The sequence below is a fragment of the Erwinia sp. 2186 genome (assembly GCF_057812255.1).
On the sequence record NZ_CM173824.1, the window covers coordinates 4,405,988 to 4,422,071 of the forward strand.

General features: G+C 57.9%; 11 protein-coding genes. All 11 read right to left on the reverse strand.

The window, feature by feature from the left end; translation table 11 throughout:
• Nucleotides 1-141: 141 nt before the first annotated feature.
• The 11 genes from ACXKZG_RS20640 to ACXKZG_RS20690 all read right to left on the reverse strand — a co-directional run bounded on the left by ACXKZG_RS20640 (nt 142) and on the right by ACXKZG_RS20690 (nt 16,084).
• Nucleotides 142-1,938, reverse strand: a complete 1,797-nt coding sequence (locus tag ACXKZG_RS20640) for a T6SS phospholipase effector Tle1-like catalytic domain-containing protein (protein ID WP_488875406.1) — start codon at nt 1,936-1,938, stop codon at nt 142-144.
• A 14-nt stretch (nt 1,939-1,952) separates the two neighbouring features.
• Nucleotides 1,953-2,498 carry a DUF3304 domain-containing protein gene (locus ACXKZG_RS20645; protein WP_488875407.1) on the reverse strand — a complete coding sequence of 182 codons (546 nt, stop codon included), beginning with the start codon at nt 2,496-2,498 and terminating at the stop codon, nt 1,953-1,955.
• A gap of 96 nt (nt 2,499-2,594) precedes the next feature.
• A complete protein-coding gene (locus ACXKZG_RS20650) occupies nt 2,595-3,140 on the reverse strand; it encodes a DUF3304 domain-containing protein (RefSeq protein ID WP_488875408.1) in 546 nt (181 codons plus the stop codon).
• A gap of 45 nt (nt 3,141-3,185) precedes the next feature.
• Nucleotides 3,186-4,013: a DUF4123 domain-containing protein gene (locus ACXKZG_RS20655; protein ID WP_488875409.1), complete on the reverse strand. Its 828-nt coding sequence runs from the start codon at nt 4,011-4,013 to the stop codon at nt 3,186-3,188.
• Nucleotides 4,014-4,015: 2 nt separating this feature from the next.
• On the reverse strand, nt 4,016-6,415 hold the full coding sequence (locus tag ACXKZG_RS20660) for a type VI secretion system Vgr family protein (protein WP_488875410.1): 2,400 nt from the start codon (nt 6,413-6,415) through the stop codon (nt 4,016-4,018).
• Between the two features lie 3 nt (nt 6,416-6,418).
• On the reverse strand, nt 6,419-6,943 hold the full coding sequence (tssJ, locus tag ACXKZG_RS20665; RefSeq protein ID WP_488875411.1) for a type VI secretion system lipoprotein TssJ: 525 nt from the start codon (nt 6,941-6,943) through the stop codon (nt 6,419-6,421).
• 20 nt (nt 6,944-6,963) lie between these two features.
• A complete protein-coding gene (gene tssG / locus ACXKZG_RS20670) occupies nt 6,964-8,043 on the reverse strand; it encodes a type VI secretion system baseplate subunit TssG (protein WP_488875412.1) in 1,080 nt (359 codons plus the stop codon).
• Nucleotides 8,007-9,776, reverse strand: a complete 1,770-nt coding sequence (gene tssF / locus ACXKZG_RS20675; protein WP_488875413.1) for a type VI secretion system baseplate subunit TssF — start codon at nt 9,774-9,776, stop codon at nt 8,007-8,009. Before tssF ends, tssG begins: the two co-directional genes overlap by 37 nt.
• Before the next feature lie 33 nt (nt 9,777-9,809).
• Nucleotides 9,810-11,432, reverse strand: coding sequence for a type VI secretion system protein TssA (gene tssA, locus ACXKZG_RS20680; RefSeq protein ID WP_488875414.1), 1,623 nt, complete (start codon nt 11,430-11,432; stop codon nt 9,810-9,812).
• 55 nt (nt 11,433-11,487) lie between these two features.
• Nucleotides 11,488-14,883 carry an ImcF-related family protein gene (locus ACXKZG_RS20685; RefSeq protein ID WP_488875415.1) on the reverse strand — a complete coding sequence of 1,132 codons (3,396 nt, stop codon included), beginning with the start codon at nt 14,881-14,883 and terminating at the stop codon, nt 11,488-11,490.
• Nucleotides 14,876-16,084 (reverse strand): hypothetical protein, encoded by a 1,209-nt coding sequence (locus tag ACXKZG_RS20690; protein ID WP_488875416.1) that lies wholly within the window; start codon nt 16,082-16,084, stop codon nt 14,876-14,878. The genes ACXKZG_RS20685 and ACXKZG_RS20690 overlap by 8 nt, the downstream gene beginning before the upstream one ends.

Genomic DNA, 16,084 nt, shown 5'->3' on the forward strand with positions numbered 1-16,084 from the left:
CAACCATATAGACGCCAATAGCAAAAATCACTAAATATAGTAGAGACAGGCATACATCCTTTCTGTAAATAAAGAGGTGATTTACTAATTTATGCGGAGAGAAATATTCAATCTGATGATTTTAGGTTACTGGCCTACAGATTATTGTCGCGGTTCGGTCCAGCGGATGTAAAAATACGCATCATTTATCCCTTCTCCTCGCTGCACATCGTGTAAAAACCACGCATAAAGCACCTCTGGTGCGTTGTACAACATCATCGGCAACGGTTTGCCATTAAAGCCAGCCGCCCCGCATTCAATAAAGCGTTTCGCCCGGGCGCATGCTGGCATGTGAATATTCACCAAAAATAGTTGTGGCGGATTTGACAACTGCCGGGTTAGCAGAAGATTTGCCGCGTTAACGACGTCTGTCAGCCAGCCCCAGTGTTTTTTCAAGATAAGGATCTCATCGATCACCTCACCCCCTGCCTGTTTAGCTTGCGGATTGATACCCACCAACCCCATCGAGGCGCCTGCAGCCGTGAGAATGCTCGATTGAATGTTTTCCAGACGGCGAAGTTCGCTCTTGTATTCATAATGCTGCTTACCCAGCCATTCAAAATAGCTGTCCAGATGCCGGTTCATCGCCCCATAGCTCAGCAATTTGTCAGGTACCGCTTGCTGATAGCGGCTTACCCACTGCCCGGCAGACCTATTTTGCACGCCGTCTTGCAGGGTAAAATAGGCAGCAACTACGGGATCAAACTCATCTAAGGTCTTCAGGTCAGGAAACGGTATTCCGACCTTAACGGCCTCAACATACATTTTCCTCAGCGACACCCGACAAAGCTCAGCGCTCGGCTTCTGCTCGTCGGGTTGTAACCCACCCCCAATATCCTCGCTGTATCCCGGCATTAGCACTTCCTGATGCTTACTCCCTCCACGCCCAGTGCGGTACACGCACCGCCAGAGTCGCCGCTCATGTGCCGCCACGAGGTGCAAGGATGCTTTAACCGCGTCCGGCAGCGGTGACATATGCTCCAGATATTTACGTCCGAACATGGTACCGGTTATTGCCAGCGTTTTAGCGACAGGGCCCGGCAACCAGCTGACCACCGAGGCCGCATAGTCCAGACCGTTATCGCTGCTCTGCGGCGTGTCCCGCGAGCAGTCAAACAGTCCGGTAAATACGATATCAACCGGCACGCCGCGAAAGGTGGGGGATCCACTGGCTTTCTTGTCGCATACATCATCCAGCAGATTATCGAGAAACTGCCTACCCAGTGTTCCCCCCATGTCAAAACCGAATACCGACACCGATATCAGCCGCACCGGAACTTCCCCGCTTTTTAACGCCTCATCAAATGACCGTATAAACCGTTTTTTTACACTGTTAAGCCGGGTATCTACGCCAGTCAAAAATGTGTAGGCCATAAATTCTGAATCACGCAGCCACGGCGTCGCTTCAGTGCTCACCCGTTTCATGGCATTGATCGCCGACTTGTTCAGCAACCCCTGCCTCCCTTTTGGGGTCAGAAGCGTATCTTTCATTTCCGTCAGTACATCATTGCGGCTGGCACCGCCTATCAACGATTTAAAGGCCTCTTTGGCCATATCGGTAGGTGTATTTTTAATGTCATCCAGTATCGAGCCTAGGGATTTATCCATCATCCCCTGAAGTCGCTCCGCCGTCGTCTCGTCGAACGGTGTGCCCAGGCCGGATATGTAGTGCGCTTGGTAAGATTCGGTTGAATTATCTTTTTCTGGTTGAGGATATGCCCTGTAAAGACGGGCAATATTGCTCAGTCGGTTAGCCGGTGCGTCCTGTTCGATATTGCGTCCCACGCCGTCAAAAAAGAACCCAATATGCAGCACCCTCGAGCAGTTACTTAGTCCGAAATCGCAGGCCTGCTCCGCTTGGTTCGCCGCGGAGATAATGGCATCCAAATTAATATCCATATCCACTTATCCTTTTATTTATTCTTAATACTGTCTGTAGGTTTGTAATTCGGACTGCGCGGGTCATAGGGCGAAAAAGCGTTATCACTCCAGCCCAGCAGCACCCGGTCGCCGGGGAAAAAATGGACGTGAAGATCGTTTTCGCCGCGCTTACGCTCAGGCATCGGCATAGTAACTCTGTGAATCTCTGTTCGTATTCCGGCATTGTACTGCGCTCTTGTATAGTTCACGGTCCAGATTACCTCGGCGGTTTTGCCCTTAATCGAACCACAGCAGGTTGTTTTTCCATTTTCACCCGCATACTTATTATTGGGATCAAAAGCCCCCGCATTGCCCCCCGCCACGCCGTTCACGCTGAAGCCGAGAATGGGACGATCGATTTTACTGTGAATGATTAGCGTCACACCGCCCGCCGGCGGTGCCCAGAGCATCACCCAGACCACCCACCCAAACAGATACACCACCGGTAGAAATATAACGCCCCAGATCCATACTTTACGCCTTTCGTAAAACCTGTTTACGGCGGTATCAATTTTTTCCATATAGGTAAAAAAACCCATTACTATTCCTCAAATTTTATTACCATCAGGTAAGAGTCTTAAAAACAATTCTTCCGAAAATAATGACACCCAAGTTAATCACCCTATTTATTCTTTTTATTTATCCTTAAGATTTTCTGTGGGAATGTAATTCGGACTACGGGGATCATGGGGCGAAAAAGCGTTATCACTCCAGCCCAGCAGCACCCAGTCACCTGGTAAAAAATGAACATGCAAATCATTTTCTCCCCACTTTCTTTCTGGCAAATGCATTACAACACGGCGAGTTTCTTTGCGAAGCCCTGCATCATACTGAGCACGTGTAGTGCTTAGTGTCCATATTACTTCCGCGGTCTTTCCACTGATGCTGCCACAGCAGGTTGCCTTACCTGCACCTTTGGCATATGGGTTATTTTTGTCATATGCTGAAGAATTACCGCCCGCCACTCCGTTAACACTGAATCCCAAAATTGGCCGGTCAATTTCACTGTGAATAATTAACGTTACCCCTCCAGTCGGTGGCCCCCAGATAGATGCCCAGATTAACCAGCTAATGTATGCCAGAACCACTGCCAACAAACTGCCCCAGATCCATTTTCCCCAGCGGGCATAGACACGATTAATGGCGTTATCAACTTTGTCGTAAGACTTAAAAAATCCCATTATTCATTTCCTAATTGAACCAAACACCATGAACTGTTTAGATTTTCAGTACTGTGTATTCGCGAGGTTAACCAGCACATCTGCCAGCGTTAGCGTTCCATTTACTATGTTCGGTACTGCAACCCTCAGTGAGTCTGATTCCAGCTTAGCCCTCCCACCATTGAGGTAATACAGCGCATAAACTTTCTGATCCAGTGGAGTTGCGACTCCGGCTTCTACTGCTTTTCTCAGTGCTTTAATCACCATGTCACGCTGTATACAGGGAGTGAAATGCTGGCTCATCGGCATCTTCTGCCATTCCCTCAAAACGCTACTGACCTCTGGCTTGTCAGCTATTTGCTGCCAAACTTCTTCGCTGAGTCTCACCTTATGATCACTGGGATTTTCAATCGTTGACGCTGGAATCTCGATCGGCTGCCAGCCCTCCTTTGCGGGAACCCACCACTGCGTAATTCCATTAAATAATAAGGCATGCCATTCTTGTTCGTTCTGTAGTGCCAGGATGCTGAGAACATGATGAGCGTGGAAACGAACCAATGCAGTAGTGCCATCCGGCGTAATAATGCTACAGCCGTTCGCAAGCTGAATTGCCAGTGCACTGGATGATCGTGTTGATACAATCACGCCAACAATACCCGGGGTTTTGGAAATATACTCGCCAAATTTCTCCTTATGCTTGATATCCAGTAACCACGGGCCGTAATCTTTTGCTTGATACAGCTGAGGATGAATATATAGCGGAAACATTTCGGATTTATGCTGCGCACGTAATGCAGCAAATAGGTCTGCCGTCTGAGTACCCCCCTCAATTAAGAGAGAGAAGCGATATTCATCTTCCCTGCAAACGGACTGAAGTAACGTTGTCATATCCATTTCTAAGCTCCCTGCACCACAGCATCATTTGCTTTAATCGCGTTTAGTAGACACTCAATACAGATTTTCTTCTTAAATACCGGGTACTGTTCAGGGAACAACGGAATGGTCAGTGGCACTGCACCCTCCGCGCCATCCTCCATCAGCTCAACGCTCACGGAGGGGAAATCCATCTCCGCCGCATCTTTCACCCGCTTCAGCGTCAGCTTCATCCGGCGCATATAAATCCCGGTGGTGCCGTACTCCACCCCGTTCGCGTCGATCTTCAGGTAGCTGCCGCCGCCGCTCAGCGTGATGCGCTTTTTCCCGGCGAACAGCACGTCTGCGGTGCTGGTCAGCGTCAGCGCCTTCTGCGCAAACAGGCCCAGCCGGGCGTTCTGCGCCTGCACCTCCAACGGGCCTTCGCCCGACTTCAGGCTCAGCTGGCCGGTGCGCGCAAACAGCCCGGCTTTCTCTCCCGCCAGCGCCGTCAGGTTGCCCATAACGCCCGCGCTGATATCGCCCCCCGCGTTGATGCTCAGGTTCTTCGCGGCCGCCAGCTGCATCTCCGCGCCGCTGGTGAACGCCATGCCCGCCGGTGCCGAGAAGTGCAGCGCCTCGTTGAGCGGCTTCAGCCGTTCGCTAAACATCGCTATCTGCGCATCGGTGTCCGCCTTCAGCGCGCCGGCCGCCTCTGCCGCGGACTGCAGCTGCGCCAGCCGGCGCTCAAGCCGCTCTATTTCCCGCAGCGCCGCGTCCATATCCAGCACCGGTCCGTCGCCCGCCGGCCGGGCGTCGGCGCTGATGAACAGGCCCCTGCCCGCGCGCAGCGCGCCGTACTCACCGGTGCCCAGCTCGCTGCCGGTGCCGCGCGGTGCCTCACGCGCGTCGACGATGTGCCCGGCGTTCAGCCGGGTTTTGCCGTATGCGGTCGCCAGCCTGATATGCTCCAGGCCACGCCGGTCCTCCATGCGCAGCTTGTTGTTCGCCGGCGTCCGCAGCACGTTGCGCGTGCGGTTGTCGCGGGCGACGTGGTCCGGGTGCGCCGAATCGTGCAGCGCGTGCGCGATGTACGGCAGGTCGATGTCGCCGTTGCCGTACGCTATCGCCACCTCGGTGCCGTCGGTCAGCGGCGCATGCCAGCCGTGGTCGCGCCCGCCGTAAGGCTTCGCCAGGCGCAGCCACAGGTACGCGTAACCCTGCTCACTATCGGCCCGGTCAAAGTCAAGCCTCACCCGGTAGCGCCCGTGGCCGTCCAGGTGCGCGTAGATATCGCCCTTCTCGCGGCTCTCGATGCGGGCGGGCAGCGTGCCGCGGATTTCCGGGCGCGGGATTTCCGCCGGGCGGAAGCAGTAGCGCTCGCCGTAAGGCATCCCCGACACCAGCACGTGCAGCCGCGTGTCGCGCGCCGCGCTGAAGCTCACCCGCGTGATGATGACGCCCTCCTTCAGCGCGTTAATCACCTCACCCTGCGGCTCCAGCACCTGCCCGGGCGCGAGGCCGGCGGCGTTGCTGAACAGCAGTACCCGCGCCGATTTGTTCAGCTCGCGCTCGTGGTGAAGGCGGGCGTAAAACGCGCCGGATTCGGTGGCAGGCTCCGGGTCGCCGTCATCGCCCGCCTCGCGAAAGGGCACGGCGTAGCGGTAGTGTTCGCCGGTGGTGACGGCATCGCTGCGCACGCTGACCGTGGAGTCCTGCGGGGTTGCCGCCGTGCGGTAGTTGTAGTCGCGCGTGGCGGTGCCGCCCGTCACCACCTCATGACGGGTGCGCACGTCCCACACCGACTCCGCCGCACCGTCATACAGCCCGGACGGCTCGCGGTACGGCAGGCTGACGCCAAAGCGGTAGCCCGCCTGGGCGTCGGCAAATATCAGCGTTTCGGTTTCGGTGGCCGCCTGCATTTCGCTGCGGAACCAGATGCCAACTTCGGAGAGCAGCCGCTGGATAAATTCGAGGTCGGTCTCCCGCCACTGGGTTATCAGCCCGCGCGGCGGGTAGCTGCGCGCCAGGCGGAACTCGAACTCCGGCCCGGTAAAGCCGTGACTGCGCAGCACCTGCTCCACCACCTCCGGCACCGACTGGTTCTGGAATACGGCGCACCGCCGGGTGCGCGACAGCAGCGCCAGCCCTGATTCCAGCGTCACCCGCCAGTGCGACTGGTCGGCGGTGGTGGAGAGCCACTCCAGCCCGGTCAGCACCCCATGCACCGCGCGACCCGCGCGCATCCGCAGGCTGGCGTACTTCATCAGCACCTGCTCCGGGGCGATGTCTTCCGGCGGCGCGGTGAACTCGATCGTCCAGCAAAACGGTTCACTCAGCGCCTCCCGCCCCTTAATGTTCAGCACGTCCGGCCGCAGCGTGCTGCCGGTGATCTCCAGCGCAAAGCGCGGGCTGAGATCAAACAGCGCATTCCAGTTATCCATAACTCACTCCTTGAGGGTGATAAGGCTGAGCCAGCCGTCACCCAGTTCAATAATGCGTGCTTTGTCCGGGTCGAGATCGTCACGGGTCAGTACCAGACGCCAGCGGTTATCCTTCAGATCCGGGCGGTTGAACAGCCCTACGACCGCCACAAACCGGGCATTGTCATCCATCGGCATATTCAGCGTGACGCTGCCATCCGGCATCACCAGCAGTGAACGTGAGGCCAGTACGTCGTCCTTTAATGCTGCATCCGCTTTATTAAGTAAGGTCGGGTAGTTCGCCGCCTCCACCGCCTTACGATCTTTCAACTGGTAAACGCGCACCATGGTCGCCAACGGCGTCTGTTCGCCGTCAGCGTTAGACGCTGCACGTGGTATGAAATCCAGATGCAGCACTTTGATCTGCTTGTAAAAGATAGATTTGGTCAGGCTGACCGTGCCGTCCGTGACGCTCTGGGTCAGACCGCAGCCTGCCAGCAGGCAGCAGGCGATGAACGCAAAGGTTCGCCGCCAGATTACTTTTGCCATTCAGATATTCCTGTTAGTGATTATTCAAAGCGGTAGTGGCCATCTTCGGCCGGGGATAAGGATGCGCACTGCACGCCCGTGTAGCAGCCGAGGCTGACGGTCAGGGTTTCGCGGTCACCGCATCGGCCATTCTTCAGCCCCAACAGGCCGGTGCGACCGAGCTGGATCCGCCGACCGTTGCCAAGACGCGGTTCCGGCAGCAAGCTGACCGGCACGGTCAGCCGTAAGCGGGCGTCACTGCGATAACCGAGATAAACGCGTAGCAGCACCAGCAAATCGGCATGGTGATGACCGCCCGGTAGCCAGCCTTCAGCCTCTTGCGGATTACTCGTCACCAGCGTCAACAGCACGCGACTGCTGGCCTCTTTCGCCGTTTTGCCCAGCGTGGCCCGCTGCGATAGCGGCACGCGATTGCCGGCTTTGAGACACGTACGTCGTTCAATCGGGACTTTCACCGGATCGTGCGGGGTTACGATCGCTTCCGTGTCCGGAGCCAGCAGGCGGACGAGGGCACGGATGCCCTCGGCATTGCGCGTAGGCAACCTCATGGTGCCCAGCAGTGCCAGAAAACGCGAAACGGGTGTGGCAATGTGCCTGGCCGTGCCGGGGATCCCCAACCCCACCAGCCCCAGCAGACACTGCGAAGTGGCGTCTCGCCCACCCGCCTCAAACGTGGCCGGATAGGCATATTTGCGCCAGATGCGGTAATACTGAGTGGTGATACGGTGGTTAAAGATATCCAGAAATGCGGTTGTTGCTTCATGGCCTTCCCGCCGCTGGGCAATGTCATCCAGATAGGTGCCCGGCAGCGGCGAATCCACGCCATACATCCCGAGGAAAGTGGTACGCACGGTCGGCGGCAAGTCCGGGCGATCGACGTCGGTCTCGATCTGTTTCAGTTCGCTGACCGGAAACCCCATACCTGGCCAGGGACGAAAACGCACCGGATCCGTCCCCGGATGGCTGGTTGCCCCCAACAGCGGAGAATCCGGCTCTGCCTGTTCAAGCAGCTGGCAAAAGCGGTAAAAGTTAGCCCGCCAGATGTTCTGGCTTAATGCCAGCGTCAGCCCGGTACGTGCTGGCTGTGATTCTCGCGCCATCGCAGTCGTTTCCCTGTCGGTTGCAGTACCAGCGTCAGCTGGTTGAAGAGATGAATATCCGCATACAACGCGAAGAAGCGGTGCAGCATTTCACCAAACAGATTCACATCGCCCTCCCCGGCAAAATTGTCGGCATTAAGGGTCACTTCGATGTCCACGCCGCGCAGCATAAAACCGCGCTCAAAGCGGCGGATAAGCTGGTGCTTCACCGCGACAATCGCCTCAAGGCGGCGGCGGTTCATTTCATCATCGGTCCAGTCATACAGCGCCAGCGTCCCGCGCAGGACTTCGGGGTTATCCATCATGCTGAGGAAGTTCGATCCCAGGTGGCTCATCACCCGCCAGTGAAAACGATCGCTGGCCGGCGGATAAAGCGGCAGGGTGGGAGAAGAGAGGTTGAGCACCTTAACCGGCACCTTTCCGGCCTTCACCACCCGGTCCAGCAGCGTGCTTTCCAGCGCTTTACGCGGTAGCTGACCGTTGGTACCGGTAATGCGCAGTGAGAGCGATTCGGGTTTTTCGGCCAGTTTTTCGATTTCAAACGCGCCGCCGCCAAGGATTAGCCAGGTGTCGTACAGCCCGGAGGCACCGCGCCTGACGCGGGTGTGGTAATAACGCTCCGGCGCGTCGTGGCGCATCATGCCGCCCCGATGGCGGAAGCTGGTAAAGGGCACGTAGGGATGCCTGCCGTGCTTCACCGCGCCGTGAATGTCATCGACGCTGTAAATCTCGGTGTGCCCGTCCTGCAGACGCAGTGGCCGCAACAGGTATTCATTGTCCAGCGGGTTGAGCGTCAACGGGTCGGCTTCCAGCGTGAACAGGTTGATCACCGGCGCACAGTGCAGGCGGAAGTTTTCGGTTTCAAACGGCAGGTCAGAGGACCAGGTTTCATTCAGCACGATGTCGATTTCAAACCAGCTGCTGGCGGCATTCAGGCCGATAGTCTCCAGCCCGTGCAGCTCCAGGAACATAAACTTCGGCCGGAAGCTGAAGTATTCCAACAGCAGCTGGTAGCCGCTAAAGGCCGATTCCCCCTTCGGCCACAGGCGATCCTGCTCCTCAAACCCCCTTGGCTTGCACCAGCCGTCAAATTTGCGGCGTTCGGTGTGAGTACCGGCGTGGCGCGCATAGGTGGCATGAACGCGGCGCGTCATCGCCAGATGCAGCGCGGAAGCCACCGGGCTGTCGGCGTTCAGGTAAATGGCCACTTTGTCGAGACCAGCTTTGGCCCAGTTCACTTTTTCCGGGCATTCAAAACGCAAACGGATCGCCGATCGACCGTTGGTTTCGGTTTGCAGGCAGGCATCCGCCAGGTGCAGCGGCTGGAGCGGGATGTCATAAGTGGTACGGTACTGGCAGGCGGTTTTGTGCGGCCCGACCGGTCGCGACAGCACCGGAAACCCTTCGGGTAACGCTTCGGTCTGGCGCAGACTGCGCCAGTCTGGGGAAAACTCCACAATAGCCAGCGACGGAATAGTGCGCATATAGTGCGGCCACAGCAGGCTAACCAGCCCTTCAGTCAGCTCAGGCAGATCGTCGTCGAGCTTTTCGCGCATCCGCCCCATAAGGAAAGCAAAACCTTCGAACAGGCGCTCCACATACGGATCACGGGCGCCCGGCTTGTCCAGATTGAGTTGCGCGGCCCGGTCGGGGTGTGCGCGTGAGAATTCTTTACCGGCCTCGCGCAGGTAGCGCATTTCGGCCTCGTAATAGCGCAGGGTCAAATCATCCATGGTGGCAAATCCAGTGAGTTGTCAGAGAAAAAATCAGCTACAGAGCACCATGGCACGAGCCGGATCAATGGCGATAAGCCCGGCGAGCAGCCTGTCCATCTCCGCCGCAAGGCGCGTTTTATCCGACTCGCTGCGGCTGGCCTTGATGCGCAGCAGCTTGAGGCTGCGGGCTCTGGCTTCAAAAATTAGCTGTGGTTCCCAGGCGGGCAACAGGATCTCTCCGGCCTGCTCAAGCAGCTCACTGAGCAGGTGCAACGCCATATCATTCTTGCCGTGCTGTTCGGCAATACGTGCCATCAGCAGACGTAGCAGCCACTTCTGACGAACCGAGGTGATGCCGGGCCGCAATTGCAGCCAGCCCAGCGCCGCCTCGATCCCATCCGCATCGGCCTGCGCCAGCGCTTCGCTCTCCAGCCCGAGAATATCGTCGTCATTCCCACCGGGTGTGGCACTGGGGGTATCGCCCATCCAGCCGCCCGGTTCCTCTCTGATCTGCTGGTTTATCCAGTTCAGCGTCACCTCATCCGCAAACGGGGTGCCGTCGTTATAGGCGAGGGTTTCAAAGCCCGGCAGGCGCAGAAGGAACAGGCGCACATCTTCGCGAATGATATCGGCCCAGCCGTCGTAAGGCGCTCCGCAGCGGCTCAGGGCCTGATGCAGATACCACTGTAAATCGAGCCAGAGGTGGTTGACCCCTTCGCCAAACATGCTGCCGGCGTGCTCCATCAGCTCCTGCCAGCTTTGCTGCAGGTACAGGCGTTTCAGTTGGGCGCGGTAGTCGGTACGCGGCGGCACCAGCCGGGTGCGCCCACTGGCATCCAGCGGCGGTAGTTCGTGCACCGTATCCCAGCGGAGGCTTTTCATCAGATGATGCCCGGAAAGCCAGCCAAGAGGCTGTTCGTTGAGAAAGCGCACCAGTAAACGCGCCTGGTCCAGCAGGTCACGACCTGACTGCACGTCTTTCAGCTGGGCCGCCGGGGCGGCAGGCGCAGACTCATTGCCGTAACGCGCATCGTCTGCCGGACGGCTGTTTTGCGGGACCACGCTGTGCAGACCGCCCGATTGCACCAGCCGGTTTTCCAGCGCCTGGTACAGGCCGCCCAGTTCAGGACGACTGCTTTCCTGCCATTGCTGTAGGCCCGTGTCCAGCAGTGCCAGTGCAGCGACGATGCGCTCAAAGCCGGTGCGGTCCACTTCCGGATAGAGGGACAGGCTGTCGAGAAAACGCCCGCCTCCCAGCCATTCTGCCGCCTTCTTGCGGCTGTTAGTTCTGGCGGGAAGTAACGCATGGCCAAAACGCTTCACCAGCGCGGCCAGCAGCGACAGCCCTTCCGCCAGCCCCGACTCCCCGTCGCGGTGCAGCCTTGCCCAGATGTACCAGGTTGCTACCCGAACATCCTTGCAGCGGGTGCAGATCAGCCTTTCCGCCAGCTCGCACATTAGCCCGGTATCAATGCCGGACAGTTTGTTGATCTCTTCGCGCATCTGCTGGAAGTCATCGTCGTATCCCGGGTCGTCACCCACCGGGCTGTCCTCTGAAATCGGACTGAGCCATTTATCCCATCGCGCGGCATCCGCCGATGCCCGTGACAGTAGCGCCTGCTGTCCGGCCGGATCGTCGGTGCAGGTGGTTATCAGTGTCTGTAATGAAGCCATAACGTTATCTCTGGATCCCTGTTGCGTCTGGCGCAGGTGCGCCCGACGTGACTCATCAATATCCTGCCGAATCCCTGCTTTCCTCAGCCTCGTTCGCGGTGGGCTGATCGAGGAAAATTTGCTCTGGCAGTCTGAAATTGCGTAGCTGAAGCAGCGCCAGCGGGCCTTCGCCCAGTTCACTGCGCAGAATGACTTTCAGCGGATCGCCGTCCGGCGTGGACCACACCAGCTGGGTGCGGCTGGTGTCCAGCGGCGTCACCTTCGCCTTATCCAGCAGGCGGATCAGCCCCCAGTTGCCCGGGTTATTGGCATATAGCTGCATACCGGTTTTGACGCTGCGCCAGCTCAGCTGCGCGCCCGGATAAAAGGTGTTACCCGGCCAGCTAAAGTTCTGCCAGCTTTCCATCTGGTTGAAGTAATCCAGACTCTGCTCGCCAATGGTCATCTGCAGCCGGGCGATGTTGCGCGACGGACGGGCCATCAGCTCAAATTGCACCCCGGCATCTCCCTGAGCAAAGGCAATGTCACCGATTTCAGCCAGCTGATTAATCACCTTCATAAACAGCGGGTTGACCGTCATCCCCTGGCTGGCGGCGGCATCGACCACCCAGCGGTTGCCCTCCTGATGCAAAATGCCGCTGAGGTTCGCTTTCAGGAAGGTATCGATACGTCCGGAATCGGCGCGCAGAAACTGCGCAAGCAGCGGCAATGAGGCATCGCTACCCGTCGCCTTAAACGGATAGCGTCCGGCAAAGGCTTTGTTCCACTGTTCGACAATCGAATTTCGCCAGCGGGCGTTCAGGCTACCCGCTGCCGGAGCCAGCACCTGGCGCCAGGCGAGATCCAGCGGCTGCACGAACAGAGACTGACCAAATCCGCTCCACTCCTGCCCGAGACTGGCTGCCATCAGGCTGCCGTAATCACGGGTGTCGGTGAGATCGATGGCTTTTCCCTGGAAAACCGTCTGTGCCAACATCTGCGACATCGCCTGCGGATCGGGTGCGCTGGTCACTTGCTGCAGCTTAAGGCGCACCTGGGTTACGCGGGCAAGCCAGGACTGGAAGCTCAGGTTGCCGTTGCTGCCAGTTCCCTCTTTCCCGGTCATCACTCCAATCAACGGTCCAAACACGCTTTCAAGCGGGCCACGCGGCCCCTGCGCCTGAGCGATAAACTGCTTCTCATTCTTCTCTTTACCGATCAGCTTCTTCGCTGAATCGACGATTGAATCGGCCAGTGCTTCGCTTTTCTCGCCGGTTTTACCCTGCCACGCCAGGGTGTTCATCAGTGCGACCAGCGGCGACTGGCGGACGTCGGCGACCAGGCTCAGCTGGGCAATCGCTTCCGAGAGAGACGTCGCCTCATGCCATTGAATGCTGTTCACCAGGTTGAGCCAGGCATTGCCGAAATCGGTGAAATAGCGCCCGGTCAGGCGCGTTTTCAGCGCCTCTGGCGACATCTCGCTGTCCGACGGATGCTTTTTGTCCGACAGCACCCAATCAATTTCATCGCGGCGGGTTTTCACCACCTCGTTTATCGCGTCCTGCACCTGTTCCTGCCAGGCCTGGCGAGTGAACATGCCTGGCACCACTTCTTCCGTGCTGAAGACCGGAGAAGCATCGGTGTCGCCGGTCATATCCCTGAGGGTTAAGTCCGGCCAGTTGCTGGCGATGCGCTTTAGCATCTCCTGATACAGCCCGGACTCGGCGTTGCGCTGCCCGATGTGTTTAAGCAGGATCTGACGTACGTTGCTGACCAGCTGCGCATCCGGTTTGGTGCGCCACTCCGGGTGATCCGGCAGGTTTTGGGCGTAAAAACCGAGCAGCTTTGGTGCCAGCGCTTGCCAGTTGCCATCCGGGATGCCCTGTCGTTTTGGCCAGGCTGTCAGCATGTTTTTCCCCAGCCAGTCCGCATCCGCATGGTCCGGTTGAGCCAACATCAGGTAGCCCTTAAGCAGCAGGTATGCACGCTGCGTACCCTGCGTTCTTGCCTGGCTGGCGGGAGGCAATTGCACAAAAGCGTCCAGCTTTTCCTTGAGGTGGGCGGCAGCCGCATCGCGCATCAGCCGGTTATTGTTGCGGGCATACAGCGACCAGAGCGCGGCAAGGGTATCGCCGTCCTGATTCAGCCCAAAGCGGGTATACCAGGGCGCCCCGGTGGCCTGGCGATACTGCAGGCGGGCGATGGCCTGTTGCAGTATCAGCTGATTGCGCAGCCTTTCCGTCAGCGGCAATGTGGAATCGGCCGCGAGACGGGCGGTTTCCTGCGCCTGATAAATCTGCGTGCGGTTAACCGCCAGTGACATCAGCGTCCCGGCACCCCACAGCACAACCAGGGACAGCAACAGCAGGCGCAGCGTTTTCAGCCAGTCAAAGGTAAGCTTTAGCGGTGCGACCTGACGGCTGTCCTCCTCCAGCGCCTGCCAGCCGGGGCTGCTCAGGCGGACATGCGCTGCGGTGCCCGCGCCGGCCAGTGCCGGACTGATCATGATGCCGCGCAGGCGATACGGTGCCGGCCCTTGCATCAGGCCGGTAAACAGCAGCGTCAGTCGGGTTCTCAGCTCTTGGTGCAGACGTGAAGACAGATTCAACAGCCAGTCATGGCGGACATCCTCCAGCAAATGCGCCATCCCGGCCGTGCGCAGACGTGGCACCAGGGCATCCAGTGAGGCCACCGCCTGTTCTGGCGGTGCCCCCGGACCAAACAGCGCGCCCACCGGTGCCAGCTCACGGCCATCCTGTTCTCCAGCGGCTTTATCAATCAGCCATAACCAGACCGGAGCCTGCCAACCGAGCAGCTTGTCGGCCTTCTGGCGGTGGCGGACGCAAGCATCGCGCTGAGCTTCCGTCGGCAGACTAAGGGTATTCAGCACCTGCACGATCCCGTCCAGTGGACGCCGAGGGCGCAGCTGACATAGTTCCTGTAAAAATGCCTCATCGGGCGCGGATTCCGCATCGCCGCCGTGGATCAGAACCACCCCGTCACTCTCCTGCCACAGATCGCGGCGCAGGCCGGGCACCGCTTTTTCGATATGTTCATCGTTGCCCTGAATCAACAGGATACGGACTTTGCGCTTCCAACGGCGGTCATAGCGCAGGCTAAGGTGTTCGATGACGGCGAAGGCGTTGAATGAGGCATCCTTGTCCTCTTCATCACCGGATATTCGTCCCAATGATGGCGTTTCCGCTCGATCCTTGTTTGCTCCCCAGTGAAAGTACAGCCCCGATTTTCCGGCAAAATCGAATGCCTTTTCGACCAGCCAGCCCACCAGAAACAGCACCGCCACCATCGCGGCGCAGCATGTCAGGATCCGTTGACCGTCATAAGGCCCTAAGCCGATCGCGGAGGCGACTTTTTCTGGAAAGGCGTACAGCAAAAAAGCGACGATCGCTGTCAGAAAAAAAAGTACCGCGACGGTAGCTCCAATAAGTGTTTTGACTTTGACCTTAGACATTCCCTGGCATTTCCTTAGGTGCTTCATCGTTGGTGATAACGGTGACCCAGATGTCATCTTTGTCAGCGGTAGGTTGAGCGGCGATAACCTGCGGACCACGGGTCTTACAGGCGGCATCGGCGAGAGCAATTAAGAGCCAAGGCGAGGCATGACCCGCATGTCCCAGTACCTGATCGATACCGATATTCTGCTGGGTGAGGCTGAATGTGACCTTGCTGTTCTCACAGGCTTTATTCCAGTCACCGCTCCTACTGATCGTCCTGCCAGAAAATAAGGCACCACGCAGCTCATTCGACCCAATACCTGCCCAAAGCAGCGCGCGGACCAGTGCCTTTGTGAGCGAGGCCGCTTCCCCTCGTTCAGGGCGATGCAGACAGGCGGCATCGGGGAAGTCATCAGCCGGGCGATTGCTGAGTACCAGCAAGGTGATGGCGTCGGCATCCCCTTCAACAGGGACGGCTGGCAGCGACACTGTCACCACGGCCAGGATGGCTGGATGTTCCCAACGCCGGTCAAGCCACTGATCAAAAGCGCTCAGCCCTTTACCCGACATCAGGCGAAAAGCTCTGCCTGTTTTCTGAAAAAGTTCGCTGGTGAACGGCTCCAGGATTTGATCTTCAAGATCGCTGTCGCAATCAAGGATCAATCCGCAGTTAATATCAGCAGGAAGAACGCCTGCGATCTCCTGAATCCGAGCCGAGAGTTTGGATATGACGCTTTTAAGTTCAGCCGCCATATTTTTCTGAAACTCGGTGAGTGCGACATATCTGACAGGGGTGTTAAGACCGCGAGGCTGAGAGAATTCAACAAGCGGCGGGTTACCCTCGATGGTTGTCAGTAATCCTTTGGGCTTATTTCCAAAAGAGGTCTGAACATAAGTACCCAGTATCCAGGCGCAACGTTGACCACGGCTTGTCTCACTTTCAATCAGCCTGTCGCGTTCGATATTTCTCGACTCTGCCGCCACCTGCCCGGCTTTATAGGCGAACCTACGTAACGAAAAAAGTAGCCCCCAGATGCAGAACGGTAAGCCCAGCGCGGTAAACCAGAACACAAACCCGGCGCGTTCGCTGGTCCAGTGCCAGAATGTTAATGCGATTCCGATCAGCATGACCGCTACCAGAAATAGCAGCCAGCGGCGGGTTTCTGGCCGGTTAACTTCCGGCGCTCTTTCAGGGATGGCATCCAGCCAGACAGGCAT

Excerpts from the sequence above, each read along its gene's own strand:
- tssG (WP_488875412.1), bottom strand. The coding sequence starts at position 8,043 with ATGGCGCGAGAATCACAGCCAGCACGTACCGGGCTGACGCTGGCATTA.
- ACXKZG_RS20685 (WP_488875415.1), bottom strand. The coding sequence starts at position 14,883 with ATGTCTAAGGTCAAAGTCAAAACACTTATTGGAGCTACCGTCGCGGTA.
- tssJ (WP_488875411.1), bottom strand. The coding sequence starts at position 6,943 with ATGGCAAAAGTAATCTGGCGGCGAACCTTTGCGTTCATCGCCTGCTGC.
- ACXKZG_RS20690 (WP_488875416.1), bottom strand. The coding sequence starts at position 16,084 with ATGCCTGTCTGGCTGGATGCCATCCCTGAAAGAGCGCCGGAAGTTAAC.
- ACXKZG_RS20655 (WP_488875409.1), bottom strand. The coding sequence starts at position 4,013 with ATGGATATGACAACGTTACTTCAGTCCGTTTGCAGGGAAGATGAATAT.
- tssF (WP_488875413.1), bottom strand. The coding sequence starts at position 9,776 with ATGGATGATTTGACCCTGCGCTATTACGAGGCCGAAATGCGCTACCTG.
- ACXKZG_RS20660 (WP_488875410.1), bottom strand. The coding sequence starts at position 6,415 with ATGGATAACTGGAATGCGCTGTTTGATCTCAGCCCGCGCTTTGCGCTG.
- tssA (WP_488875414.1), bottom strand. The coding sequence starts at position 11,432 with ATGGCTTCATTACAGACACTGATAACCACCTGCACCGACGATCCGGCC.
- ACXKZG_RS20645 (WP_488875407.1), bottom strand. The coding sequence starts at position 2,498 with ATGGGTTTTTTTACCTATATGGAAAAAATTGATACCGCCGTAAACAGG.
- ACXKZG_RS20640 (WP_488875406.1), bottom strand. The coding sequence starts at position 1,938 with ATGGATATTAATTTGGATGCCATTATCTCCGCGGCGAACCAAGCGGAG.
- ACXKZG_RS20650 (WP_488875408.1), bottom strand. The coding sequence starts at position 3,140 with ATGGGATTTTTTAAGTCTTACGACAAAGTTGATAACGCCATTAATCGT.